This is a genomic window from Bacillus sp. 1735sda2 (genome assembly GCF_024159245.1).
Lineage (GTDB): Bacteria > Bacillota > Bacilli > Bacillales > Bacillaceae > Bacillus > Bacillus pumilus_O.
In genome coordinates this window covers 3260470-3284983 of sequence record NZ_JAMYWZ010000001.1, presented here as the reverse complement: position 1 = coordinate 3284983, position 24514 = coordinate 3260470, and the positions used below count along the sequence as shown (strand labels likewise).

The 24514-nt window shown below is 40.9% G+C and carries 26 protein-coding genes and 1 other RNA gene; 22 read left to right on the top strand and 5 right to left on the bottom strand.

Annotated features, from left to right (window positions below; all coding sequences use genetic code 11):
• Positions 1-199: 199 nt before the first annotated feature.
• The 4 genes from NKR21_RS17255 to NKR21_RS17240 are packed head-to-tail and all read left to right on the top strand — an operon-like array spanning position 200 to position 3657.
• A complete protein-coding gene (locus NKR21_RS17255; RefSeq protein ID WP_088001211.1) occupies positions 200-1348 on the top strand; it encodes a betaine/proline/choline family ABC transporter ATP-binding protein in 1149 nt (382 codons plus the stop codon).
• Positions 1349-1361: 13 nt separating this feature from the next.
• Positions 1362-2015: an ABC transporter permease gene (locus tag NKR21_RS17250; RefSeq protein WP_003213477.1), complete on the top strand. Its 654-nt coding sequence runs from the start codon at positions 1362-1364 to the stop codon at positions 2013-2015.
• A 13-nt stretch (positions 2016-2028) separates the two neighbouring features.
• Positions 2029-2946: an osmoprotectant ABC transporter substrate-binding protein gene (locus NKR21_RS17245; RefSeq protein WP_012011289.1), complete on the top strand. Its 918-nt coding sequence runs from the start codon at positions 2029-2031 to the stop codon at positions 2944-2946.
• Between the two features lie 21 nt (positions 2947-2967).
• Complete coding sequence (locus NKR21_RS17240) at positions 2968-3657, top strand: ABC transporter permease (protein ID WP_044138966.1); 690 nt, start codon at positions 2968-2970, stop codon at positions 3655-3657.
• Positions 3658-3737: 80 nt separating this feature from the next.
• Here NKR21_RS17240 and NKR21_RS17235 read toward each other — a convergent pair whose 3' ends face one another.
• The 3 genes from NKR21_RS17235 to NKR21_RS17225 all read right to left on the bottom strand — a co-directional run bounded on the left by NKR21_RS17235 (position 3738) and on the right by NKR21_RS17225 (position 5062).
• Positions 3738-4058: a catDE operon transcriptional regulator CatR gene (locus NKR21_RS17235; protein WP_058013669.1), complete on the bottom strand. Its 321-nt coding sequence runs from the start codon at positions 4056-4058 to the stop codon at positions 3738-3740.
• Between the two features lie 82 nt (positions 4059-4140).
• Positions 4141-4539: a helix-turn-helix domain-containing protein gene (locus tag NKR21_RS17230; RefSeq protein WP_012011286.1), complete on the bottom strand. Its 399-nt coding sequence runs from the start codon at positions 4537-4539 to the stop codon at positions 4141-4143.
• A 130-nt stretch (positions 4540-4669) separates the two neighbouring features.
• Positions 4670-5062, bottom strand: coding sequence for a helix-turn-helix domain-containing protein (locus NKR21_RS17225; RefSeq protein WP_144457076.1), 393 nt, complete (start codon positions 5060-5062; stop codon positions 4670-4672).
• Between the two features lie 153 nt (positions 5063-5215).
• Here NKR21_RS17225 and NKR21_RS17220 point away from each other — a divergent pair, with 153 nt between their 5' ends.
• The 7 genes from NKR21_RS17220 to ssrA all read left to right on the top strand — a co-directional run bounded on the left by NKR21_RS17220 (position 5216) and on the right by ssrA (position 10566).
• Complete coding sequence (locus NKR21_RS17220; protein WP_012011284.1) at positions 5216-5449, top strand: helix-turn-helix domain-containing protein; 234 nt, start codon at positions 5216-5218, stop codon at positions 5447-5449.
• 26 nt (positions 5450-5475) lie between these two features.
• Complete coding sequence (locus NKR21_RS17215; RefSeq protein ID WP_144457078.1) at positions 5476-5766, top strand: AbrB/MazE/SpoVT family DNA-binding domain-containing protein; 291 nt, start codon at positions 5476-5478, stop codon at positions 5764-5766.
• A gap of 186 nt (positions 5767-5952) precedes the next feature.
• The gene (gene secG / locus NKR21_RS17210; RefSeq protein ID WP_003212746.1) at positions 5953-6186 is read left to right on the top strand and encodes a preprotein translocase subunit SecG; all 234 of its coding nucleotides are present in this window, start codon (positions 5953-5955) and stop codon (positions 6184-6186) included.
• Positions 6187-6310: 124 nt separating this feature from the next.
• On the top strand, positions 6311-7057 hold the full coding sequence (locus tag NKR21_RS17205; RefSeq protein ID WP_012011281.1) for an alpha/beta hydrolase: 747 nt from the start codon (positions 6311-6313) through the stop codon (positions 7055-7057).
• Positions 7058-7076: 19 nt separating this feature from the next.
• Positions 7077-9419, top strand: a complete 2343-nt coding sequence (gene rnr / locus NKR21_RS17200) for a ribonuclease R (protein ID WP_119125375.1) — start codon at positions 7077-7079, stop codon at positions 9417-9419.
• 139 nt (positions 9420-9558) lie between these two features.
• Positions 9559-10029 (top strand): SsrA-binding protein SmpB, encoded by a 471-nt coding sequence (gene smpB / locus NKR21_RS17195; RefSeq protein WP_012011279.1) that lies wholly within the window; start codon positions 9559-9561, stop codon positions 10027-10029.
• A gap of 174 nt (positions 10030-10203) precedes the next feature.
• Positions 10204-10566, top strand: a transfer-messenger RNA (tmRNA) gene (gene ssrA, locus NKR21_RS17190).
• Between the two features lie 87 nt (positions 10567-10653).
• On the opposite strand, the gene NKR21_RS17185 is transcribed toward ssrA, so the two are convergent.
• Positions 10654-11484 (bottom strand): hypothetical protein, encoded by an 831-nt coding sequence (locus tag NKR21_RS17185; RefSeq protein WP_012011278.1) that lies wholly within the window; start codon positions 11482-11484, stop codon positions 10654-10656.
• Positions 11485-12193: 709 nt separating this feature from the next.
• Between NKR21_RS17185 and NKR21_RS17180 the strand changes: the two genes are divergently transcribed.
• On the top strand, positions 12194-12745 hold the full coding sequence (locus NKR21_RS17180) for a hypothetical protein (RefSeq protein ID WP_119125374.1): 552 nt from the start codon (positions 12194-12196) through the stop codon (positions 12743-12745).
• A 316-nt stretch (positions 12746-13061) separates the two neighbouring features.
• Here the strand turns inward: NKR21_RS17180 and NKR21_RS17175 are convergent, their stop codons facing one another.
• A complete protein-coding gene (locus tag NKR21_RS17175) occupies positions 13062-13304 on the bottom strand; it encodes a hypothetical protein (protein ID WP_144457080.1) in 243 nt (80 codons plus the stop codon).
• Between the two features lie 64 nt (positions 13305-13368).
• On the opposite strand from NKR21_RS17175, the gene NKR21_RS17170 reads away from it, so the two are divergent.
• The 10 genes from NKR21_RS17170 to NKR21_RS17130 all read left to right on the top strand — a co-directional run bounded on the left by NKR21_RS17170 (position 13369) and on the right by NKR21_RS17130 (position 24499).
• Positions 13369-14958: a histidine kinase N-terminal 7TM domain-containing diguanylate cyclase gene (locus NKR21_RS17170; protein WP_144457082.1), complete on the top strand. Its 1590-nt coding sequence runs from the start codon at positions 13369-13371 to the stop codon at positions 14956-14958.
• 278 nt (positions 14959-15236) lie between these two features.
• Entirely contained in the window at positions 15237-15692 is a 456-nt protein-coding gene (locus NKR21_RS17165; RefSeq protein ID WP_144457084.1) for a DUF6376 family protein, read from the top strand.
• Positions 15693-15793: 101 nt separating this feature from the next.
• Positions 15794-16099 (top strand): metal-sensing transcriptional repressor, encoded by a 306-nt coding sequence (locus NKR21_RS17160; protein ID WP_012011272.1) that lies wholly within the window; start codon positions 15794-15796, stop codon positions 16097-16099.
• A 72-nt stretch (positions 16100-16171) separates the two neighbouring features.
• Positions 16172-16378, top strand: coding sequence for a copper chaperone CopZ (gene copZ / locus NKR21_RS17155; protein ID WP_144457086.1), 207 nt, complete (start codon positions 16172-16174; stop codon positions 16376-16378).
• 276 nt (positions 16379-16654) lie between these two features.
• Positions 16655-19090 carry a heavy metal translocating P-type ATPase gene (locus NKR21_RS17150; protein WP_144457090.1) on the top strand — a complete coding sequence of 812 codons (2436 nt, stop codon included), beginning with the start codon at positions 16655-16657 and terminating at the stop codon, positions 19088-19090.
• On the top strand, positions 19087-19221 hold the full coding sequence (locus NKR21_RS21205) for a hypothetical protein (RefSeq protein ID WP_012011269.1): 135 nt from the start codon (positions 19087-19089) through the stop codon (positions 19219-19221). The genes NKR21_RS17150 and NKR21_RS21205 overlap by 4 nt, the downstream gene beginning before the upstream one ends.
• A gap of 176 nt (positions 19222-19397) precedes the next feature.
• Positions 19398-20675 (top strand): cation:dicarboxylate symporter family transporter, encoded by a 1278-nt coding sequence (locus NKR21_RS17145; protein WP_012011268.1) that lies wholly within the window; start codon positions 19398-19400, stop codon positions 20673-20675.
• A 16-nt stretch (positions 20676-20691) separates the two neighbouring features.
• Positions 20692-22137 carry an aspartate ammonia-lyase gene (aspA, locus tag NKR21_RS17140; protein ID WP_088001228.1) on the top strand — a complete coding sequence of 482 codons (1446 nt, stop codon included), beginning with the start codon at positions 20692-20694 and terminating at the stop codon, positions 22135-22137.
• A gap of 116 nt (positions 22138-22253) precedes the next feature.
• Positions 22254-23570: a sensor histidine kinase gene (locus NKR21_RS17135; protein WP_144457092.1), complete on the top strand. Its 1317-nt coding sequence runs from the start codon at positions 22254-22256 to the stop codon at positions 23568-23570.
• Entirely contained in the window at positions 23567-24499 is a 933-nt protein-coding gene (locus tag NKR21_RS17130; protein WP_012011265.1) for a response regulator, read from the top strand. The genes NKR21_RS17135 and NKR21_RS17130 overlap by 4 nt, the downstream gene beginning before the upstream one ends.
• Positions 24500-24514: the final 15 nt, after the last annotated feature.

The window sequence follows — 24514 nt, the reverse complement described above, 5'->3', positions numbered from 1 at the left end:
CAATAAATATTGAGTAATTGCTAGTAATTTGCAGGAAAAAGGAGAGATCTCTAGATATTACGGGGTTAACTGAAAATTTTATATAAATGTTATGCAATACAAACACATCATAAACTTTTTATTTTATAAAGTTTGCACTATAATTAATAAGGTGGAAATTTTCTGAATATATAGATCCAACTAATTGGAGGTGTCTCATTTGCTGAAACTAGAGAATGTATCTAAGACGTATAAAGGTGGAAAAAAAGCTGTCAAAAATATTGATTTAGACATAGCAAAAGGAGAATTTATTTGTTTTATTGGACCGAGTGGCTGTGGTAAGACCACAACCATGAAGATGATCAATCGACTCATCGAACCTTCCTCAGGAAACATTTTCATCGAGGGAGAAAATATTATGAAAAAAGATCCAGTTCAATTAAGAAGAGAAATCGGTTATGTGATTCAGCAAATTGGACTGTTTCCCCATATGACCATCGCGCAAAACATCTCACTTGTGCCAAAGCTCTTAAAATGGCCGGAAGAAAAACGGAACGAACGAGCACGCGAACTGCTGAAGCTCGTCGACATGGGCCCAGAATTTTTAGAGCGCTATCCTCATGAACTGAGTGGAGGACAGCAGCAGCGTATCGGAGTTCTCCGCGCACTGGCAGCAGAACCCCCTCTGATCCTCATGGACGAACCATTTGGTGCTCTTGATCCAATTACACGAGATACATTGCAGGAAGAATTTAAGAAACTGCAAAAAACATTAAATAAAACCATCGTCTTCGTCACACATGACATGGATGAAGCGATTAAACTAGCTGATCGAATTGTGATTTTAAAAGATGGAGAGATTGTCCAAGTAGGCACACCTGACGATATTTTACGTAACCCAGCCAACGAGTTCGTAGAAGAATTCATTGGAAAAGAACGCCTGCTTCAATCAAATCCGAATATGGAACGTGTAGAACAAATGATGAACACGTCACCAGTCACCATTACAGTCGAACAAACATTGACTGATGCCATCTACATCATGAGAGAGAAACGGGTCGATTCCTTGCTTGTAGTAGACGAAAATGGTGTGTTAAAAGGCTATATCGATATTGAAACAATTGATGCGAATCGCAGAAAAGCGGCTTTCGTTGGTGAGATCCTAAATACAGAGTTCTATACTGTACAAGAAGGCGCACTTCTCAGAGACACCGTTCGGAAAATCTTAATACGCGGTATTAAATATGTACCGGTTGTCGATGCCAAAGGGCATTTAAAAGGCATTGTGACACGGGCAAGTCTTGTAGATGTTGTGTACGACTCCATTTGGGGAGACGATACGCCAGCGTCTGCCATTGAAATGAACTAAGGGAGGTGGACACATGGATCAAATCATCGATTTTCTAGAGAAAAATGGTGGGGAACTCCTCACAAAAATGTGGGAGCATTTATATATTTCCTTAATTGCTGTCGTACTAGGAATTATCGTTGCCGTTCCTTTAGGCGTCGTTCTCACGCGAATGAAACGAGGCGCAGGTTTTGTCATCGGTGTCGTGAATATCTTTCAAACACTCCCTAGTTTAGCGATTCTTGCATTTTTTATTCCTATTTTGGGAGTTGGGAAAATACCTGCAATCGTTGCTCTCTTTTTCTATTCAGTATTGCCTATTTTGAGAAATACGTATGCCGGCGTCCAAGGGGTGAACAAAAATCTCCTTGAATCCGGTAAAGGAATCGGCATGACGACATGGGAGCAAATTCGTCTTGTGGAACTTCCGCTTGCTGTACCGATCATTATGGCAGGTGTCCGAACGTCAACGATTTATTTAATTGGCTGGACAACACTTGCTGCTTTTATCGGTGGAGGCGGTCTTGGTGACTACATTCTCATTGGACTTCAGCTATATCAGCCGGAATATATTATTGCAGGTGCCATCCCAGTTACTATTTTAGCGGTCATCATCGACTTTACCTTGATGAAGCTGGAGAAAAAAGTAACACCAGAAGGCTTAAAAGGGTTGAAGGAAGTTTCATAAGGAGTTGGCTTATGTGAAGAATCGAAAAACAAAATGGATCAGTGCACTGCTTGCCGGATGCTTGCTATTGATAAGCGGCTGTTCACTTCCTGGACTAGCCGGCTCCTCAGGCAACACGCTGCGGGTGGGAGCACAAAACTTTACCGAATCAGAAATCATGGCCTATATGGTGAGCGATATCATCGAACATTACACAGATAAAAAGACAACCATTGTGAAGAACTTAGGCTCTAATACCGTACAGCAGAAAGCAATGGAAAATGGAGATATCGACATTGCTGCGACTAGATATACAGGGACAGATTTGACGAGTACGCTTGGAATGGATGCGGAAAAAGATCCGGAGCGTGCAATGGAAATCGTTCAAAAAGAATTTAAGAAACGCTATGATTACAAATGGTTTGATTCCTATGGCTTTGATAATACGTATGCCTTTGCCGTGACGCAAAAGATGGCGAAGGAAAACAAGTTAGAAACGGTCTCTGATTTGAAAAAGAATGCGAAGAATTATCGGTTCGGTGTCGATAATATTTGGCTCAAAAAGAAAGGCGACGGTTATGAAGGGTTCGTGAAAACATACGGAATTGAATTTGGAAGCACGTATCCAATGCAGATTGGTTTAGTCTATGATGCATTAAAAAATGAAAAAATGGATATTGTGCTTGCCTATTCAACAGATGGACGAATCAAAGCCTATGACCTCAAAATTTTAAAAGATGATAAGCGATTTTTCCCGCCATATGATGCATCGCCAGTTGTCCCGGAAAAAGTCTTAAAAGAGAACCCAGGGCTTGATAAGGTGATCAACAGACTGATCGGAAAAATCGATACAGAACAAATGCAAGAGTTGAACTATCAAGTCGACGGAGAGCTTCAAGAACCAGCCACCGTTGCGAAGAATTTCCTGAAAAAGCACAATTACTTTGAGTAAGATGGGGAGGTGTCACGGCTGATGGACACACTGCAGCAATTATGGACGTATTATCAGCAGAACGGTTCATATGTGTTAGAAGAATTTTATCGGCATTTTCTCATGTCAGCGTATGGTGTGCTGTTTGCGGCAATAGTCGGAATTCCAGTAGGCATCTTTGTGGCGCATTACCGTAAGCTAAGCAATTGGATCTTTGCCATTACCAATGTCATTCAAACCATACCGGCGTTAGCGATGCTTTCCGTGTTAATGCTTGTGTTAGGACTTGGCGCAAATACAGTCATCTTATCACTCTTTCTGTATTCGCTTCTGCCGATTATCCGCAACACGTATACAGGGATTGTCAGCATTGAACATGCGTATTTAGAATCGGGTAAAGCGATGGGCATGACGAAATGGCAAGTGCTGAGAATGGTTGAATTACCGCTTGCTTTATCGGTCATAATGGCTGGTTTAAGAACGGCACTGGTCATTGCCATCGGTATTACAGCGATTGGGACATTTGTTGGTGCAGGAGGTCTAGGTGATATCATCATCAGAGGATCAAACGCCACAAACGGAACAGCCATCATTTTAGCAGGTGCGATTCCAACTGCACTCATGGCCATTATCGCTGACCTAGTCATGGGCTGGCTCGAACGTTATTTAAGCCCAACGAACAAGAAAAAAGAAAGAAAAGCATTAGCTGAAAAAAACATGACATCTGCTTAAGCGGTTGAAAAGATAAAACCTCCCTTACAATCTGTAAGGGAGGTTGTTTTATGAGATCAGGCAGTTCACATGCAGTTATTTTATGATTCAAGCGTGATCCATTCAGTAGACCACTTCGAAATTTCCTCAAAAACGGGTGCAAGGGAACGCCCCATATCAGTTAAAGAATACTCAATACGCACGGGTGTTTCAGCAAAAACTTCCCGTTTTACAATGCCTGCTGCTTCCAGTTCTTTTAATCTCTCAGATAATACTCTTCCGCTTAAATTTGTCAGAGCGGCCTCAATTTCACTAAAGCGCTGCGGACCTGAGAGAAGCTGAAAAACAATCAGTGCAACCCAGCGTTTACTCAATAACTCAACTGCTTTTTCAAACCGCGGGCACATATCAGATTGATTCATCTTTCTTCACTCCAATCTGAACCCATTATACCGTAAATTTGTCATAAATCAGCTCAAAAAGCTTGTCAATGATCAAAACATTCTAAGACGAACGGCTGTTGATTATAAATAACAGATAGCGATTGAGATCTTCTATTTCTTTTTTCGAAAGAGTTGACCAAATGTCTCCATCAAATAGTTCGAGATCGCCAAGTTCGTATTGCGCTGCGGCTTCCTTTATTTTGGATAGTGCCATTTCCTCTTCCTTCAACTGATGGACAGAAGAGGCTTCCTCAATATAGCCCGCTGCCTGCATCATATCTTCATAAGGAACCTTTAATGCACTGGCTAGTTTTTTTATCGTAGGAGGCTTTGGAATGCCGCGTTTCCCATTCTCAATACGAGAAATACCAGCAGCACTGACCTCTGAATACATGGCTAATTGGTTCACTGACAGCTTCTTTTCCTCACGTAATGCTCTTAAATATGCACCAAATTTCATCAAGGCAAAACCTCACATGGTTATAGATTAGATATGTCTATTTTACTTGATTTATTGACTATTGGCAACAAGTATACCATGAAAATATTGACATTAGTTAATGGTGAATGTATCTTAGGGTTATGCCCCGCTATTTATTCGTCTTTTTTTGGTTAATGAGCGTAAGAAAGTATTCATTCAGCTGGCTGATGTCTTGTGCGGATAGCCTTTCCCATAGGTCTCCGTCAAACATGGGAAGATGTTCTACATCCTTTTGAAGCGCCGTTTGATAGATTTTCAACACGGATTCATATTTTGGTTTCATTTCATGAACTTGTTCCTGTTCAAGCAGCATTAAATCCTCATAAGGCACCTTCAAGGCGTGTGCTAATTTTTTTATGGTTAAAGGCTTCGGCACACCACGCTTTCCATTTTCAATACGAGAAATACCAGCAGCGCTTACACCTGAATACATGGCGAGTTGATTGACAGACATTTTTCTATTTTCTCTTAAAATGCGTAATTGTTCACCAAAGTGATTCATGACATCGAACCTCACATTTCAGTATATGACTTATTTTAGTATGATCATTGACCAAAGGAAATAGCAGAGGGGTAAAAGTGTTGACTTAAGTAAATGAATCTGATTCATGTGAGCACCTACACGTTGTACATATTGATTCCATAGGAGGTTGTAATGATGGTCGAAAAGATTCAGATCAGGCGGACTTTTGTCATGCAGTATATGATCGAAAACGATATGTCTTTAAATCAGCTCGCTGATGAAATTGGCATCTCTCCTGCCACACTTAGCAGGGTATTAAATGGTCATCGGAAACCAGGCCAACTTGTCATTGGCAAAATGATTCATTACTTTGATAAAAAATTTGAAGATCTATTTTACTATGAAAATATTGACAAAAGTCAATAAATGAAATGATCAAGGAGGCAATGTCGTTGAAAAGTACTGGGATGGTCAGACATATTGATTCACTAGGCAGAATTGTTCTGCCTTCAGAAATGCGCAAGGTACTCAATATTAAAGAAGAACAACTGTTAGAAATTTTCATTGAAGATCAAACCATTATGCTGAAAAGATATGATGCAGATAAGAGCTGCTTGTTAACTGGACAAGTGACGAAGTACAACAAAAGCTATGGAAATGGGAAAGTGATGCTGAGTCCTGAAGGAGCTGAACGTTTGTTAGTAGAATTAAAACAGCTATTGCAAGAAGAAGCAACCCGTTAAAAACGTGTTTTTAATCGAAAATTGCATATAAAAAATGCTGCATACTACTCTTTGGAATGAAATTGAATCAAAATAACGAATAAAGTCGACAATATAGAGGGAATCTTTATTTTGATGTTTCGTGACATGCACCTTGTTTTCATGTAAAATAAAGTTATGTGTACCAGTTTGTCTGGAGGTGTTTTTATGCACGCATTTGTTATCACATTACTCGTAATTGTCAGTATCGCACTTATCATCGTTGTATTGTTACAATCTAGTAAAAGTGCTGGACTGTCAGGCGCTATTTCAGGTGGAGCCGAGCAGCTTTTCGGTAAGCAAAAAGCGAGAGGTCTTGACTTGATACTTCACCGTTTAACGGTTATTTTGTCAGTGCTTTTCTTCATCTTAACACTTGCATTGGCATATTTAGGCGTGTAAAGCGCGAGTAACAGAAGGTCTGATCTTTTTTCAGACCTTTTTTTATTATCAGCACTCTTTTGTGTTTGTTTCATACATACAAGTGGAAAATATAAACCATATCAGAAGGAAAGGAAGTCACATCATGAAAGTTGTTACACCAAAACCATTTACGTTTAAAGGTGGAGAAAAGGCGGTGCTTCTTCTTCACGGTTTTACTGGGAATACAGCCGATGTTCGAATGCTTGGCCGTTATTTGAACGAAAGAGGATATACGTGTCATGCACCACAATATAAAGGACACGGTGTGCCACCAGAAGAGCTTGTCCATTTTGGACCGGATGACTGGTGGAAGGATGTACAAGAAGCCTATCAATTCTTGAAAGATGAAGGCTTTGAGGAAATTGCGGTTTGCGGACTATCCCTCGGAGGAGTTTTTTCATTGAAATTAGGTTACACTGTACCTGTAAAGGGAATTGTACCTATGTGTGCACCTATGTACATAAAAAGTGAAGAAGTCATGTACCAGGGTGTACTAGAATATGCCCGTAACTATAAGAAATTCGAGGGTAAGTCAGAGGACCAAATTGAACAGGAAATGGAAGAGTTCAAGAAAACGCCAATGGATACACTTAAGAGCCTTCAAGCACTCATTGCAGATGTTAGAAACAATGTCGACATGATTTATTCACCTACTTTTGTTGTTCAGGCACGTCACGATCATATGATTAATACAGACAGTGCGAATATCATCTACAACGAAGTAGAGACAGATCAAAAGCATTTGACATGGTATGAAGAATCAGGCCATGCGATCACGCTTGATAAAGAGCGCGAGAAGGTTCATCAGGATGTATATGCATTCTTAGAATCACTTGATTGGTCAATTTAAATATATAGGGGGTTAGAGTGTGCAAAAAGAAGAATTTATGGATGAATTACTCGCTTTTATGAAAGATGAAGCGTATAAACCGTTAACCGTTCAAGAGCTGGAAGTGATGATGGAGATTACCAATCCCGATGATTATAAAGAGCTCGTCAAAGCACTTGTAATACTGGAAGATCAAGGACTCATCGTTCGCACGCGCAGCGATCGCTACGGTGTACCAGAAAAAATGAACCTGATAAAAGGAAAGCTGTCTGCTCATGCAAAAGGCTTTGCATTTGTGACACCAGAAGAGTTTGGACAGGATGATATTTTCATTCCGCCAAATGAGCTAGGCACAGCGATGAATGGTGATACGGTTATGGTTCGTGTCAGCCATAAATCAAACGGCACAAAAAAAGAAGGGACGGTCATCCGAATTCTGGAGCGTAATACTCAGACGGTTGTCGGTACCTACACAGAAACGAAAAGCTTTGGCTTTGTCATTCCAGATGATAAAAAAATCACAACCGATATCTTCATCCCGAAATCCGCTAAAAATGGAGCGGTAGAGGGGCATAAAGTGGTTGTGACGCTGACTAGCTACCCAGAAGGAAGAATGAGTGCAGAGGGCGAAGTGACTGAAATCCTCGGTCATAAAAATGACCCTGGCATTGATATCCTATCAATTATTCATAAACATGGCTTGCCAGGGGAGTTCCCAGAAGAAGCGCTCCAGCAGGCAGTAGACACACCTGAAACGATTGATGAAAAAGACCTCGAAGGCAGACGTGATCTGCGTAACGAAACGATTGTCACCATCGACGGAGCAGATGCGAAGGACTTAGATGATGCCGTTACGGTGCAAAAGCTGGATGATGGCAAATATAAGCTAGGCGTGCATATTGCAGATGTCTCTCATTATGTCACAGAGAACTCTCCGATTGATCAGGAAGCTTATGAGCGTGGAACGAGTGTATATCTCGTAGACCGCGTCATTCCGATGATCCCGCATCGCCTCTCAAACGGAATTTGCTCATTGAATCCGAAGGTCGATCGTCTCACACTATCTTGTGAAATGGTCATTGATCGAAATGGAAAGGTCGTCAAACATGAGATTTTCCAAAGTGTGATCAAAACGACGGAAAGAATGACTTATTCTGATGTGAATAAGATTCTAGTCGATCAAGACGAAGAGCTTTTAGACAAATACGAGCCGCTTGTGCCAATGTTCCAAGAGATGGAGAAACTTGCAGAGATTCTTCGCGAGAAACGAATGGAGCGCGGGGCTGTAGACTTTGACTTCAAAGAAGCAAAAGTGCTTGTGGATGAAGAAGGAGCAGCGAAAGACGTTGTTGTTCGTGAACGTTCAGTCGCCGAGAAATTAATTGAAGAATTCATGCTTGTAGCAAACGAAACGGTTGCAGAGCATATCCACTGGATGAATGTACCTTTCATCTATCGAATTCACGAAGAACCAAATCCTGAGAAGCTTCAGCGCTTTTTAGAGTTCGTGACAACGTTTGGTTACATTGTGAAAGGAACGTCGACAAACATCCATCCACGTGCACTTCAAAGTGTACTTGATGCTGTGAGGGATCAACCAGAAGAAGTTGTGATACAAACTGTCATGCTTCGTTCGATGAAACAGGCGAAGTATGATCCGGAAAGCATCGGCCATTTTGGTTTATCAACGGAATTCTATACACATTTCACATCACCGATCCGCCGTTATCCGGACTTAATCGTGCATAGACTGATTAGAACCTATTTGATTCAGAAAAAGACAGACGAAGTAACCCTAGAAAAGTGGGGCCAGTTGCTTCCTGAAATTGCAGATCATGCGTCTACCATGGAACGCCGCTCAGTCGATGCAGAGCGTGAAACAGATGATCTCAAGAAGGCAGAATTTATGCTTGATAAAATCGGTGAAGAGTTTGATGGCATGATTAGTTCCGTGACGAACTTCGGGCTATTTGTTGAACTGCCGAATACAATTGAAGGTCTTGTCCATGTCAGCTACATGACCGACGACTACTATCGCTTTGATGAGCAGCACTTTGCCATGATCGGTGAACGAACAGGGAATGTCTACCGTATCGGTGATGAAATCACAGTCAAAGTGGTGAATGTCAATAAAGATGAACACTCCATTGATTTTGAAATCGTCGGTATGAAAGGCACCCGCCGTAAATCACCAAAAGATTTTAAGTTTAAAAAACGGACAGATTCACCAGCGAAAAAAGGGCGCGGAGGTCAAAATGCCTCTGGTGATAAAGCCAAAGAGGATAAAGGCGGAAGTGACTGGTTCACAGGCCGTAAAAAGAAGAAAAAGAAAAAACGCGTCTTTGATAACGCACCAAAACAAAAGCGTAAAAAGAAAAAGTAATGTGACAAAAAGCAAATAGGGCATCACGCTCTATTTGCTTTTTGACCACATAGCGTCATTATTGTCGAAAGCTGGATTGTTTGATAAAATAATCCGTACGATTTGGACCGTGTTTGTGTCAAAAGGAGGGTGTACGCTAATGCCAAAGGGAGAGGGAAAGGTTGTTTCCCAAAACAAAAAAGCAAATCATGACTATTTTATAGAAGAAACATATGAAGCTGGCCTTGTGTTACAAGGAACTGAAATCAAATCGATTCGGGCAGGAAAAGTGAATTTAAAAGATTCCTTTGCCAAAATCGAGCGAGGAGAAGTGTTTCTTCACAACATGCACGTGAGCCCATACGAGCAGGGGAATCGTTATAACCATGATCCGCTGAGAACGAGAAAGCTACTGCTTCATCGCAAGCAAATCAGCAAATTGATTGGTGCAACAAAGGAAGAAGGCTACTCACTCGTACCTCTGAAACTCTATTTGAAAAATGGATTTGCCAAAGTGTTGATTGGAATTGGGAAAGGGAAAAAGAAATACGATAAACGTGAAGATCTGAAGAAAAAAGATGCAAAACGTGAAATCGAGCGTGCCTTCCGTGATCGTCAAAAGCAATTCTAGCCTGATGCAGATGGCTTGCTGAGAGCGGAAGCATTATGCTACAATATGTTATGCAATAAACAATCATTGTTGTTTTTACAGAAACCACCAGTTGTTTCAAGCGATGAGATTGTTATAATAGTTATATACGGAAGCAGTGAAGCTGAACTTCCATCCCGTATATCCCTTTTACAAGGGGACGTTACGGATTCGACAGGGATGGTTCGAGCTTAGGCCGCGAGCCGAGAGGCGATCTCGTTAACACGCACCTAAATGTAACTGGCAAAACTAAAAGTTTTAACCAAAACTTAGCACTAGCTGCCTAATAAGCGCAGCGAGCTCTTCCTGACATCGCCTATGTGTCTGTGAGGAGCCCAATGAAGTAGGCTACGCTTACGTTTTCGTCTGAGGACGTAAGAAGAGATCCATCAGACTAGCTCTCCAAGCGCCCGTCAGCAGGCATGCGGATGAGTGAACACCAAATATGTTGACTACGCTCGTAGACGCTTAAGTAATCGATGTCTCTGGACGTGGGTTCGACTCCCACCGTCTCCATATGAAAAAAAAGTGCCAAGACCGTTATTTATAATGGGTTTGGGCACTTTTTTAATTTGCGGAATTCATTATCTAGTTGCTATGAACGATTTAGGTATTATTGAGATGAAGTTGTTTATATATAAGTGAGCTTCGTTCTTGAATCGCTTTATTGACAAAAATTAAAAATTCAATCAGATTATTTTCATCTTTAGTACTAACGGTTCCTTTAAAGTGATTGTTCCAAAATTCTTTTGGGTTACTGGATAAATCTTTTGGATTTTCTAAAAAGCTTTGTAAAAAATTCTTCTCCACAAATTTAGGCCAAGTATTAAAACTTAAAATCCACTTTGCAGATTCAAAAATATATTTTGCATACTTAACACTGCTATTGTAAAACGGATTTTCTAAAAAATTATCAATAGAATCATTACTATTTTCAAAATCATCTAAAATTATTTTAATTTGATTCAACGATATATCCCAATAATCATAGGTAGAACTGTAACGTTTACTATTAAAAGGAGAAAACCAACGTTTTTTATTTTTGATAGCGTATACAGGTATAAAATTACCTACTGTGTGGGTTAGTTTTGCATATTCTTTAAAATGAGGATTAGATAAGTTATATGTTTCCTTATAAAATGCTTTGTAAGGAGTTACGAATGAATTCATTGTTTCTCCATTTGCCTCAACAAAATTTGTTTCTTTAGTATCCCAGAATATAAATTCATTACCCCATAAGCTTTTGTATATTTCAAGGGTTAAAGGTAATCTATCACAGTCAGATCGAGATCCATAAATATTACCTTTATATAGAATCATATTTGCAATAGGGTTGTTTTCATCATATGTTAAATTTCTCAAATCGAAAATCTCTCTTTTGAAATCATAATTTATAAAATCTACTTCTGAAAGTTCCAATAACTCATCGAAAGTCATTAGTAAGTTCTCCTTCTTGTTCAGTCTTTTTTGAATGATTAACTAAATTTCCTTAAACTTAAAATAAAGTTATTTGAGTTTAGGTAATTAAAAAATAAATTACTCCTATGCATTTACATCAATAGCTTTATAACACTCAAGTTCTTTCATAAAACTAACCTAAAGTTTTTCATGATCAATTCACGTTAAATGACTATAATTACTAATACCACCTTTATTTTTTATAATTCTAGCTACGTAGAAAATAAGTCCAGAATAACTCTTTTTTTGTTAAGTGTATAGGGAAAATATATAAATATATCCACTTTTTAACCGATAATTAAATGTAGGGGTGTTCATTTCAATGAACAAAGTATAAACTAAATCACTATTCTCAATGATGATTATGTATGCCGTACTGTTGGTATTCTATACAACTGCAGCAACGAAAAGGTAGAAAAACTTTGTGCCAAGTGGTACGAGAATACAGTCGTGATATCGAAATCACAATGCTCATGATTGTTAAAAGATACTGCCATTAATACAGGTAATGCCATCTATTCGATAAAAAAGTATATGAGTAATTGCTAAAAACAAAAGATATCAATAAACTCATAGATTAATCACCGAAAGCACTTAAAAATCTTGATCTTAACAAAGCATACGATCACAGAGCTAAAGCTAATGATCAAGTAGAAAAATTCTCAAAAAGGTAAGGAGTAATTGACACATGAAAACAAACAAAAGGACAATGATTTCTATATTTCTTCTAGTATTAACATTGATGCTGAGTACAGCATGCGGAAAAAATGAAACAGTAAACGGTTCTGCGTCAGATAAAGAGCCGGCAAAAATTGAAAAGATGACCGATAAAGAATATGCTTCATGGTATAAAGGGTATCTAAAACGTTTTGAAGATAGAGTTATGCCTTTCTTTTTTTCATTAGTTCCAATGGATGATCGCTATGATAAAGAATGGGCTAGTGAACTTGAGAAGAAAATTGATAGCCTGCGAGAATTACTTAACGAAGCCAAAGAAAATGAAAACAAAGTTCCTGATACGTATAAAAAAGCAAATAGTTACTTAGTGAAAACATATGACAACTTAGAGCCGATTTTCAAAGATATCTTAAAGGTTGCAAAGCAAGATAAGGTAGACGGTGATGATTTGAATTTTGTTGATTCTAGGATGACGAAAGCATTAGAAGATATGGTTCATGCAAAAGCAGAAGTTACTAAAATTAATGATGAGAAAGCAAGTGAAAAGCCAAAGAGTAAATAAAGAAGGCTATTTTTTTTAAAAGTAGCTGTTCATATAAGCTGAAGAAAGCACGTGTCTAGGTCCATTATTATCCCACGTCTAATCAACTTGGCGCACAGCAGAACCAGAGATTCTAGTTCATGCAATCTCTGGTTCTTATTATGTACGTTTCCTTGAAGAAGACGTCACCAACCGAAAAAACAAAGGACAAACCACAATCATCGCAATTATCATTAACAAACCATTCGATACAATTTTCACAAACGTTGTTTGAACCACATAAACTGCGATCAGCAGTATATAACTCACCAAAAATATCAATCCAGATGCTCTCTTCTCAAACGGCTTCTCCAAAAAAATCAGCATAAACAGCCCCGCCATTATAATCAAAAAAGTCATATACCTTGATAGCCTCCTCTTCATTGATCCCAATCTCCACATTGTACAGATATTTCTCCAATCGCAACATATCTCTCCCTAAAATTAAGCAAAAAGTAGCGGAAATATAAGGTTTCATGGACAAAATTTGACCGAAACTGTACAAAAAACCTCCACCCAAATCAAAATCACATCTTCCCATTTGTGACTTCCTCATATATAGTAAGATTAGACTAGTTCTAAATAACTGAAATTGGGGCGTTTACATGGATTCGATTGTTTTACATTTTATTGTGATCATGAGTGTTTCTGGCATTCTGTCCGTGATATTATCAATCATTGCTCATGCGAACCGCCACCGGTATATTGGCTGTCAATTGTTTATGTACATGTCTGGAGCAACTGCGATTTATATCTTTGGGCACACATTTGAATTACTAGCAAGTACACCTAGGGAGATTATGTTCTGGGTTTGTTTTCAATACATTGGTCTTCCGTTCATTGCGCCATTTAGTCTGATGATTGTGCTGCAATTTACGGGGTTCCATCAATATTTCACAAAGCGCCGCGTGCTTCTCATCTTACTGATTCCAACTCTCACCACCATTATGGTGTTCACCAACTCTTTTCATTCACTCTTTTATCGAAGCATTACGATGAATCCAGTAGACGGATTTTTATTGGCTGACTTTACGATTGGCTATTGGTATATCATTCATGGCGTCTATACGTTTGGCTGTTCGATGCTCGCTATTTTTATGCTGGTTTGGTTTTTGCGTGTGACAAAAAAAGAGTATTTAAAGCAGATCCTTATTTTGCTAGTGGGGATGTTACTGCCAATCACGACATCTTTTATCTATTTATTAGGCGTGACACCTCTTCATATTGATCCGGTTCCTGTGGTGATGTTTTTAACCAATGCGCTCTACTTATGGGCGATTATGTCGTTCCAGCTCTTTAAGCTCTCTCCCATTGCGATGGAGCGTGTGTTTGAGCATATGTCTGAGGGAGTTCTCATTCTAGATCGATACCGAACACTCATCGATTACAACCCCGCTGCTGCATCGATCATTCCAGCCCTTTCAAATAAAAAGGGGATTGGTTTTAAAATAGACGATATATTCTCGGGCTTCATCAAAGATCATGACTTCATTCAATGGCTGCGTTCTCCGCAGGATCATTCGCAATATGATTTAATGTTGGAAAGGGAAAAAGATCATTCCAGCTATTATCATTTGACCGCATCGTCCCTATTTAATAGAAGAGGAGAGATCGAGGGTAGGCAAATTGTGATCAGTGATGTAACAGAGCAGCGTTTATTGCAGGAAGAGCTGGAGCGTCGTGCGTATATTGATGGATTGACGAATATCTTCAATCGTTCTTCATTTATTGAACGAACGCAGATGATCCTGGAAGAGGATGCGCAGGATACGGCTGTTATGCTGTTTGACATTGATTTCTTTAAACAAATCAATGACACGCACGGACATCATATTGGAGACGAGGCACTGCGTCATGTTGTCACCATTTGTCAGCAGCATTTACAGATGGACGATTTATTCGGACGATATGGCGGAGAAGAGTTTGCTATTTGTCTGCCGCATCATTCTTTTGAAGAGGCCTGTCATATCGCAGAGCGAATTAGACATTCGTTTGAGATGAGTTTCTTTGAGAATGAGGAGGAAAAAGTGCGGGTGACAGCAAGCTTTGGAATAGCTCACACAGCTTATGATCCCAATGTATTAGAAACTCTTCTATTTGAAGCGGATCAAGCCTTGTATATGTCAAAACGCCAAGGACGCAACCGGATTTATGCGTCCACCGGAGCGGACTATATGCTTTATGAAGATAATTGATTTACCACTTGCTTCTCATTGACGGTTGTCCTAACATTCGATATGATAAACATAACATTTGAACGGTTTCCTAAAGGGGAGTAGCTTTTACGGTCTGGTCGTCATTACAGAAACATTCGTTGTTTCTCGGCCATTCCGGCATGAACAATGTTAGCCAGACCTTTGCCTATCACACATGGGGCAAAGGTCTGGCTATTTTTAAGGTCTTTTTGCATCTGTGTGATAGAGAAGCGGAACCAATGATGCTTTTAATCCCACAGATGAAAGGATGATCGATCATGAAAAAATATGTGATGGCTTTCCTATTTTCCGGAACGTTTGTATTAAGCGGGTGCTCCGGCTTCCTTGATCAGGTCAACGATACGACGACATATGTCACTGAGGCAAATGAATATGTGACAGACATTCAGCAATTTACAGAGGACTTTCCAAAACTCGCTGAAGAAGCTGTGCAAAATGCCGCCAAAAAGGCAGAATTAACCCAGCAACTAGAATCATTGAAGGCAGACATTCAAGAATTTAATGAAGTCACAGCACCTAAAATAGCAGAAGACCTGCATGCGCAGATCATTGAAAAAAATGAGGTGCTGTCAGAGGAAATTCAGACGTATTTACAGCAATTGAAAGCAGACAACATTGACATTGCTGCGATGCTTGAGGACCAGCAAGGGTTGATCAAGCAGCTTCAGCAGTCCGTCAATCTATTGCAGGACATTGAACAATTAACAAACTAAAGCAAACCCGATAGAGTGTATTCAGCATATCTTTGCCTTTTCCGGTGGAGATATGCTTTAATTTAGGTAAAGACAAGTCACATTAGAAAAAAGGTGATCACATGACAGAACATGAAGAAAGACATATGGCTTCGCCTAGAGCCGAGAAGGAAAAAGACCAATTGATCAATCGGTTAAAACGAGTAGAAGGACAAGTGCGCGGGATTCAGCAAATGATTGAAAACGATCGTTACTGTATAGATGTTGTGAACCAAATCTCCGCTGTCAATGCGGCTTTGAAAAAGGTCAGTCTTCATTTGATGGAAAAGCATACACATCATTGCGTAGCAGATGCAATCAAGAGCGGCAATGGGGATGAAGCCATTGAAGAGTTAATGACGGTCTTTACGAAACTGACAAAATCGTAGCATTTATGTTTACATTGATACCCTACTAGGGTATAGTAAATTGTAGAAAATGATTGATGGAGGTGATGAGAAGTGGAACAAGCAACACTTCAAGTGCAGGGCATGTTTTGCGGACATTGCGTGAAAGCAGTCGAAGGAAATGTAGGAGAACTAGCAGGTGTTGAATCTGTGAAAGTCCATTTAGACAAAGGAGAGGTGGAAGTTTCATTTCACCCAGATCAAGTCACGTTGCACCGTATCTCTGATGTAATTGAAGAACAGGGATATGATGTCGTTTAAATGAACATACGTGCTGCATAACAGCACGTCAGCGTGTAGACAAACCCTCGCATTCGTTGTCAGGTCTGCGCGCAGGTGCTCACGAATGTCAAATTCGCTCCGCGCCAGTGCTCGCCCTTCCTAGACTTCAAAGGTTTTCTATCACGCTGAAAAGAAGACAAAATGCTAAAATCAAGATCATTTTAGCACTTTGTCAACAATCTGACGTGCTGCATAACAGCACGTATTTTTTTCAAAATATAATACCCCCATGGTGTATATGGAGAGGTGAGGTCAATGAAGAAGGAAATCGACTTTCAAATTACGGGGATGACCTGTGCTGCCTGTGCAGGACGCATTGAAAAGGGATTGAACAGGCTGGAAGGTGTGGAGGATGCCAATGTGAATTTGGCGCTGGAAACATCTCATGTTGTGTATGAAGCAGAACAACTCACACCAGATGATCTCAAGAAAAAAATTCAATCCCTCGGCTACGATGTGGTGATGGAGCAAGCAGAATTTGATATAGAGGGAATGACGTGTGCAGCGTGTGCCAACCGAATCGAGAAAAAAATCAATCGGATGGATGGTGTTGATCACGGATCTGTGAACTTTGCGCTGGAGACCCTTCAGGTCACGTATCACCCAGGGCAAACGTCTACAAGTGATATAAAGGAAGCGGTTCAGTCCATTGGGTATTCTTTAATTGAACCAGCTGTAGATGAAGCAGAGGAAGGAAAGAAAGATCATCGCCAAGCAGCAATAGAGAAGCAGACGGCGCGCTTTCTATTTTCAATGATCCTGTCACTGCCGCTTCTTTGGGCAATGGTCAGCCATTTTTCTTTCACGTCTTTTATTTGGCTGCCTGAAGCGTTCATGAATCCTTGGGTTCAGCTGGCGTTAGCAGCACCCGTTCAGTTTATTGTCGGCTGGGCCTTCTATGTAGGTGCGTATAAAGCGTTACGTAATAAAAGTGCCAACATGGATGTTCTTGTCGCACTTGGGACATCAGCAGCGTTTTTCTATAGTTTATATGAAAGCATTCAGTCAGCGGTTCAAGGCACACATGAGGCAGCCCTCTATTATGAAACAAGTGCTGTACTCATTACGTTGATCGTACTCGGTAAATTAATGGAAGCAAGAGCAAAAGGGAGATCATCAGAAGCGATTCAAAAGCTGATGGGTCTACAAGCGAAAGAAGCGGTCATTGAGCGAGATGGGAAAGAGATGACCGTGCCTATTTCTGAAGTGAAAGTAAATGACCTTGTGTTTGTCAAACCGGGAGAGAAAGTACCGGTCGATGGAGAGATCGTGGAGGGCACAACCGCAATCGATGAGTCCATGATAACTGGCGAAAGTTTGCCTGTTGATAAAACGGCTGGTGATTCGGTCATCGGGGCAACCATCAATAAAAATGGGTTTGTAAAAGTGAAAGCGACAAAGGTTGGGAAAGAGACCGCCCTTTCACAGATTATCCGAGTCGTAGAACAAGCACAGGGCTCAAAAGCACCGATTCAAAGGATGGCCGATCAAATATCAGGTATATTCGTTCCTATCGTTGTAGGAATTGCAGTGCTCACCTTCCTGATTTGGTTTTTCTTTGTTGATCCAGGAAATGTGACAGCAGCCCTTGAAACCTTTATAGCGGTCATCGTTATCGCATGTCCGTGTGCACTCGGCCTTGCTACACCAACCTCGATTATGGCTGGAAGCGGCCGTGCCGCTGAATCAGGCATCCTGTTTAAAGGCGGGGAGCATTTAGAAGTGACTCAATCACTCGACACGGTGGTGTTAGATAAAACGGGAACTGTGACAAAAGGGGAACCGAGTCTGACAGATGTGCAGGCATATGCTAATTGGACAGAAGATGCGCTGCTTCAGTTAGTAGGATCAGCTGAACAGCAGTCGGAACACCCGCTTGCTAGAGCCATCACAGATGGAATGAAGGAACAAGGCATTGAAGCGGTCGAGATTGAAGCCTTCCAAGCGGATCCAGGTCATGGGATTGAAGTAAAGGCAGCAGGACACAAGCTTTTGGTTGGAACGCGTAAGCTATTACAGAAACATCATATCCCATATGATCAAGTCGAAGCATCCGTCACAACACTGGAGCAGCAAGGGAAAACGGCTATGCTTGTCGCAATTGACGGCGAAGTTGCTGGTATTGTTGCGGTCGCAGATACGATCAAATCATCCTCTTCTCAAGCAATCAAGCGTCTAAAAGAGCAAGGGATTCACGTCGTGATGATGACAGGCGATAACAAGCTGACAGCAGAGGCGATTGCGAAACAGGCGGGCATTGATCATATCATTGCTGAAGTCTTGCCTGAGGAAAAGGCAGCACACATTGCGGCGCTTCAGGAAGAAGGAAAGAAAGTCGCCATGGTTGGAGATGGCATCAATGATGCACCGGCCCTTGCGACAGCGAATATTGGGATGGCAGTGGGAACAGGGACAGATGTCGCCATGGAAGCAGCAGATATCACACTCATGACAGGAGATCTCCATGCGATTGCGGATGCGCTTGAATTTAGTCAAAAAACGATGAGAAACATTAAGCAAAATCTTTTTTGGGCGCTTGCTTATAATTGTATTGGGATACCGATAGCTGCTTTTGGGCTCCTTGCGCCATGGCTTGCAGGAGCAGCAATGGCATTTAGCTCCGTGTCCGTTGTATTGAACGCGCTCAGATTGCAGCGATTGAAGCCTGTGAGAGAGGAAGTGGCACAATGAAACTGAATGTCAAATGGATTTGGACGATTAGTGCATTGTTCTACGTTGCTCTTGTCCTCATTGGATATGCGACGTACGATCGATTTTCTCCACAACAAGATACACCAAGTGAACAAATGCAAAATCATTAGGACTTCGCCCAAAAGCGGAGTCTTTTTTTAACAATTTTGTGGAAAAACCCACCTTTTAAAAGATTTTTCATAAAAAATTCACTTCTTTTTGTTCCTTTTTGTCGTTTTTTGTAGGTTCATCGTTAAGATGCGATTAAGCAACAAAGAAAGCGTTATCAAAAAAAGGGGGTTCACGTATGAAAAAGTTAGGGTTAGCTTCTCAAATACTCATCGCGCTTGTTCTGGGTGTTATCGTGGGAGCGCTGTTTTATCAAAATGAAACCGTTATTAATGTGTTAACGCCGATTGGCGATATATTCATCCACTTAATTAAAATGATCGTTCTGCCAATTGTTATTGCTGCGTTGATTGTCGCAGTAGCTGGTGTAGGGGATATGAAAACCATCGGAAGACTCGGTGGGAAAACGATTCTTTACTTCGAAATTGTGACAACGATTGCATTAGCAGTAGGACTGCTTGCAGCAAACTTCTTCCATCCTGGTACAGGAATTGACATGAGCAACATGGAAAAAGGCGATATCTCTAAATATGAAGAGACATCAAAAGCTTCTTCCGAAAAAGCAAGTTTCTCTGAAACGATTGTGCATCTAGTGCCAACAAACGTGTTCCAATCTATTGCAGAAGGTGATCTATTACCAACGATCTTCTTTACCGTCTTATTCGGATTAGGAATTGCCGCAGTAGGAGACAAAGGAAAACCAGTATTAGGATTCTTTGAGGGGATACTCGAAGCCATGTTCTGGGTGACCAATAAAGTGATGAAGTTTGCACCATTTGGTGTATTCGCGCTCATCAGTGTGACGGTGATCAAATTCGGGGTCGGAGCGCTTCTCCCGCTAGGTAAGCTGGTACTTGTCGTTTACGGCACAATGGCATTCTTCGTGATTGTCGTACTTGGCATTATCGCAAAATTAGCTGGAACAAGCGTCTTTACACTATTTAAAGTGCTAAAAGAAGAAATCATTCTTGCATTCTCAACAGCAAGTTCAGAAGCTGTACTGCCTAGACTAATGGATAAAATGGAGAAGTTCGGCTGCCCGAAAGCGATCACGTCGTTCGTTATCCCAACAGGCTACACCTTTAACTTAGATGGAAGTGCCATCTATCAATCCATTGCCGCCATATTTGTTGCACAAATGTACGGCATGCCACTTTCAATCTATGAGCAAATTACGTTACTATTAATCTTGATGCTGACATCTAAAGGAATGGCTGGTGTACCAGGTGCATCCATCGTTGTTGTCATCACAACACTTGGTGCAATGGGACTGCCGCTTGAAGGACTTGCCTTCATCGTTGGGATCGACCGTATTCTTGACATGGTTCGTACAACTGTTAACGTATTTGGTAACTCACTTGCAGCCATTGTCATGTCTAAGTGGGAAAAAGTGTTTGATCAAGAGAAATCGAAGAAGTATATTGAGGAATTAAAACAACAAACAAAAGCAGCGTAAAAGGAGATCTTTTCAAATGACGAAGCTACAGGACAAGCAAGTTCGAATCGAACGAGACTTTCTAGGTGAAAAGGAAGTAGACACTCAAGCGTATTATGGAATTCAAACATTACGTGCAGTAGAGAACTTTCCAATTACTGGCTACCATGTTCATGAGGAACTCATCAAAGCATTAGGGATTGTCAAAAAGGCAGCCGCACTTGCAAATATGGATACAAAGCGACTCTATTCTGGTCTTGGAGAAAAAATTGTCCAAGCTGCCGATGAGGTTATTGAAGGAAAATGGAACAATCAATTTATAGTCGATCCAATTCAAGGCGGGGCTGGCACTTCAATGAATATGAATGCCAATGAAGTCATTGCAAACAGAGCGCTTGAATTACTAGGAAAGGAAAAAGGCGCTTATACTGAGCTAAGTCCAAACACGCATGTGAACATGTCGCAGTCAACAAACGACGTTTTCCCAACAGCGATTCATATTTCAACATTGAATATGATTGAAAAACTACTTTATACGATGGAAAACATGCATCAAGTCATGACAGAAAAAGCACAAGAATTCGATCATGTGATCAAAATGGGACGTACGCATCTTCAGGACGCTGTTCCAATTAGACTTGGTCAAGAGTTTAGTGCTTATGCAAAGGTTCTTGCTCGTGATATTAAACGGATCAAGCAGTCTAAACAGCATTTATATGAAGTCAATATGGGTGCAACAGCAGTCGGAACTGGCTTGAATGCTGATCCTAAATATATTCGCCAAGTGGTCGGCTATCTATCTGACATTAGCGGATTACCGTTAGTTGGAGCAGAAGACTTAGTCGATGCCACACAAAATACGGATGCTTATACAGAAGTATCAGCTGCACTGAAAGTATGTATGATGAATATGTCCAAAATGGCGAACGATATTCGCTTGATGGCATCAGGTCCAAGAGCAGGTTTTGGTGAGCTTCACTTGCCGCCGAGACAGCCGGGTTCATCCATCATGCCAGGGAAAGTCAACCCAGTGATGCCTGAGGTCATGAACCAAGTGGCATTCCAAGTCATCGGAAATGACCACACGATCTGTCTTGCATCAGAGGCGGGTCAGCTTGAACTGAACGTCATGGAGCCAGTTTTAATATTCAACTTACTACAATCTCTCAGCATGATGAAGAATGTATTTGAGTCATTCATGGACAACTGCTTGCGTGATCTAAAAGCAGATGAAACGAGATTAAAAGAATATGTAGAAAAAAGTGCTGGTGTCATGACAGCAGTGAATCCGCATATTGGTTATGAAGCTGCTGCACGAATTGCAAGAGAAGCGATTCTTACAGGCGCATCTGTACGTGAGCTTTGTCTGCAAAATGATGTGTTAACAGAGGAAGAGCTTGACGTCATCTTGAATCCTTTTGAAATGACCAAACCAGGTATTGCTGGCGCATCACTTTTAGAAAAGGATCGTTTAGAAGATTAAGCGGCATCACGAGAAGCGCACACCGACAAAGTTCCGGTGTGCGCTTTTTTATGGATGTTTGTTTTTCTCAAGCCCACATAGTATACTATCGTCAATTATTAGGGATGTGACTGCGTTTGAATCTACTGAAAAAATGGCTAAATACAGAGCCTTATTTAATTGTCATGCTCATTTTCCTGACACCGATTGGCGGAGAGTTTAAATTTTATCCATTTGAGGACAGCTTTCGGGTCAGCTTTGGAACCGTTGTCTTTTTCTTTATCCTGCTTCAAATGAAAAAATTCCCAGCATGGGCAAGCGGTATCATTGCAGGGGTTTCTGTTTTTGCATTTCGTGTGCTTCTTGATACAGCCGTCACAGGTCATCTTCCGCTGGAAGAAGCGGTTTCGTTAAGATTTCCTCCCCTGCTTTATTATGTCGTCTACGGCACGCTCTTTTATTTATTAAAGGTCAAACGTTTCCGCGATCAGCCTTGGCTGATTGGAGCGACAGGCATCATCATGGAGCTGTGTGCGAGCGTTGTTGAAATGATTACGCTTCGCGGGACCATCGATGAAATTTTAACGATGCGGACGCTGTTTCAGCTTTTCGTTTTAGCGATTTTCAGAAGCTTTTTCGTGTTGGCTTGTTATACAATGATTCGCTTATATGAAGAGCAGGCGAGAGAGCGTCAGATGAAAAAGGAAAAGGAACATCTGCTCATGCTCCTGTCTAACCTTTATACGGAATCTACATACTTTCATAAAACACTTGCACATGCTGAGCACATTACAGCGACATCCTACCAATTGTATCAATCCCTGCATCACGCAAAGGATGCGGAATCTTTGGATTTGAAAAAGCTCGGAAAAACAGCCCTGCAAATCGCAGGAGAGGTGCATGAGATCAAAAAGGATAACCAGCGGATTTTTTCTGCCTTATCAAAGCTGATTCATGAAGAAAATTTTCAGGCGTATGCAAGTCCTGCGCATATTGCTGGGCTTGTGATCCGTATTCATGAAAATTACGCAGAATCTCTTAAAAAAAACATTATCTTTCATTATGATGAAGATGGGCAGCATCCCGTCTATCACGTGTATACCATTCTATCTTTGTTAAACAATATCGTTTCCAATGCTGTCGAAGCCATTCCGGTGGATGGAGAGGTGTCACTCTCTATTTCTCAGAAAGAGAACCATGTGGTCTTTCAAATTAGTGACAACGGGCCTGGTATTAAAGAGCGCAATCACCATGTGATTTTTAAACCCGGTTTTACTTTAAAATACGATCAGGCTGGGAATCCATCAAGCGGTATTGGGCTTTCCTATGTAAAGGATACAGCGGAGAAGCTTGGCGGAAGTGTTGAGATGCAGAGTGTCCCAAATAAACAAACGACTTTCACGTTAACGATACCAATGGATCAAGTCAGTAGAAAAGAGGGGATTGGGAGATGAGATTTTTTATTGTGGATGATGATGAAGCCGTGCGTTCTTCACTGGCTCAGCTCATTGAAGATGAAGAGCTTGGCATTGTCGCAGGGGAAGCAGAAGATGGCGCAGAGTTAACAGCAAGCTACTTAAATGATTTGCACATTGATATCTTATGTATTGATCTATTGATGCCAGAAAGAGACGGTCTTGAAACGATTCGAGCCATAAAAGATGAGTTTCATGGGAAATACTTAATGCTGTCACAGGTAGAAACAAAGGAATTAATCGGTCAGGCATATACGCTTGGTGTCGAGTATTATGTGACAAAGCCAATCAATCGTGTAGAGGTGTTAAGTGTGCTCCACCTCATGATTGAGCGGCTTCATTTAGAGCATTCCATTGAAAATATTCAGCATTCACTCAAATCTGTCATGCAGTTTCAGCAGCGCGGTCAAACGAAAACGAAGCAGCGGGGTAAAACGCTTGCAGAAGCAGGTCAGTTCTTGCTTGCAGAGCTTGGGATTGTGGGTGAAAAGGGGTCTAAAGATTTATTAGATATGATTCTCTTCACAGATCAGTATTTAGCACTGCATACCGAACATCATGATTCCTTTCCTTCTTTAAAGGTCATTTTTAATGGTGTCACGGAGGATAAATTAAATGAGCCTTACACATCGGCAGACATTGCAAGAGAAGCGAAGGCAGCGGAACAGCGGGTGAGGCGTGCGATCAACCAATCATTGAAACACATCGCATCACTTGGGTTAACTGATTTTTCTCATCCGACTTTTGAAAATTACGCCTCTAAATTCTTTGATTTCACCATCGTGCGAAAGAAAATGAGTGAATTAACAAAAGAGACAAGCGGAAGAGAAGAACATACCCGTATCAATGTGAAGAAATTTGTGCAGGTGCTCTATTACGAAGCAAAACGTATTTTTATGGAAGATTAAAAAAGACATGCTCCC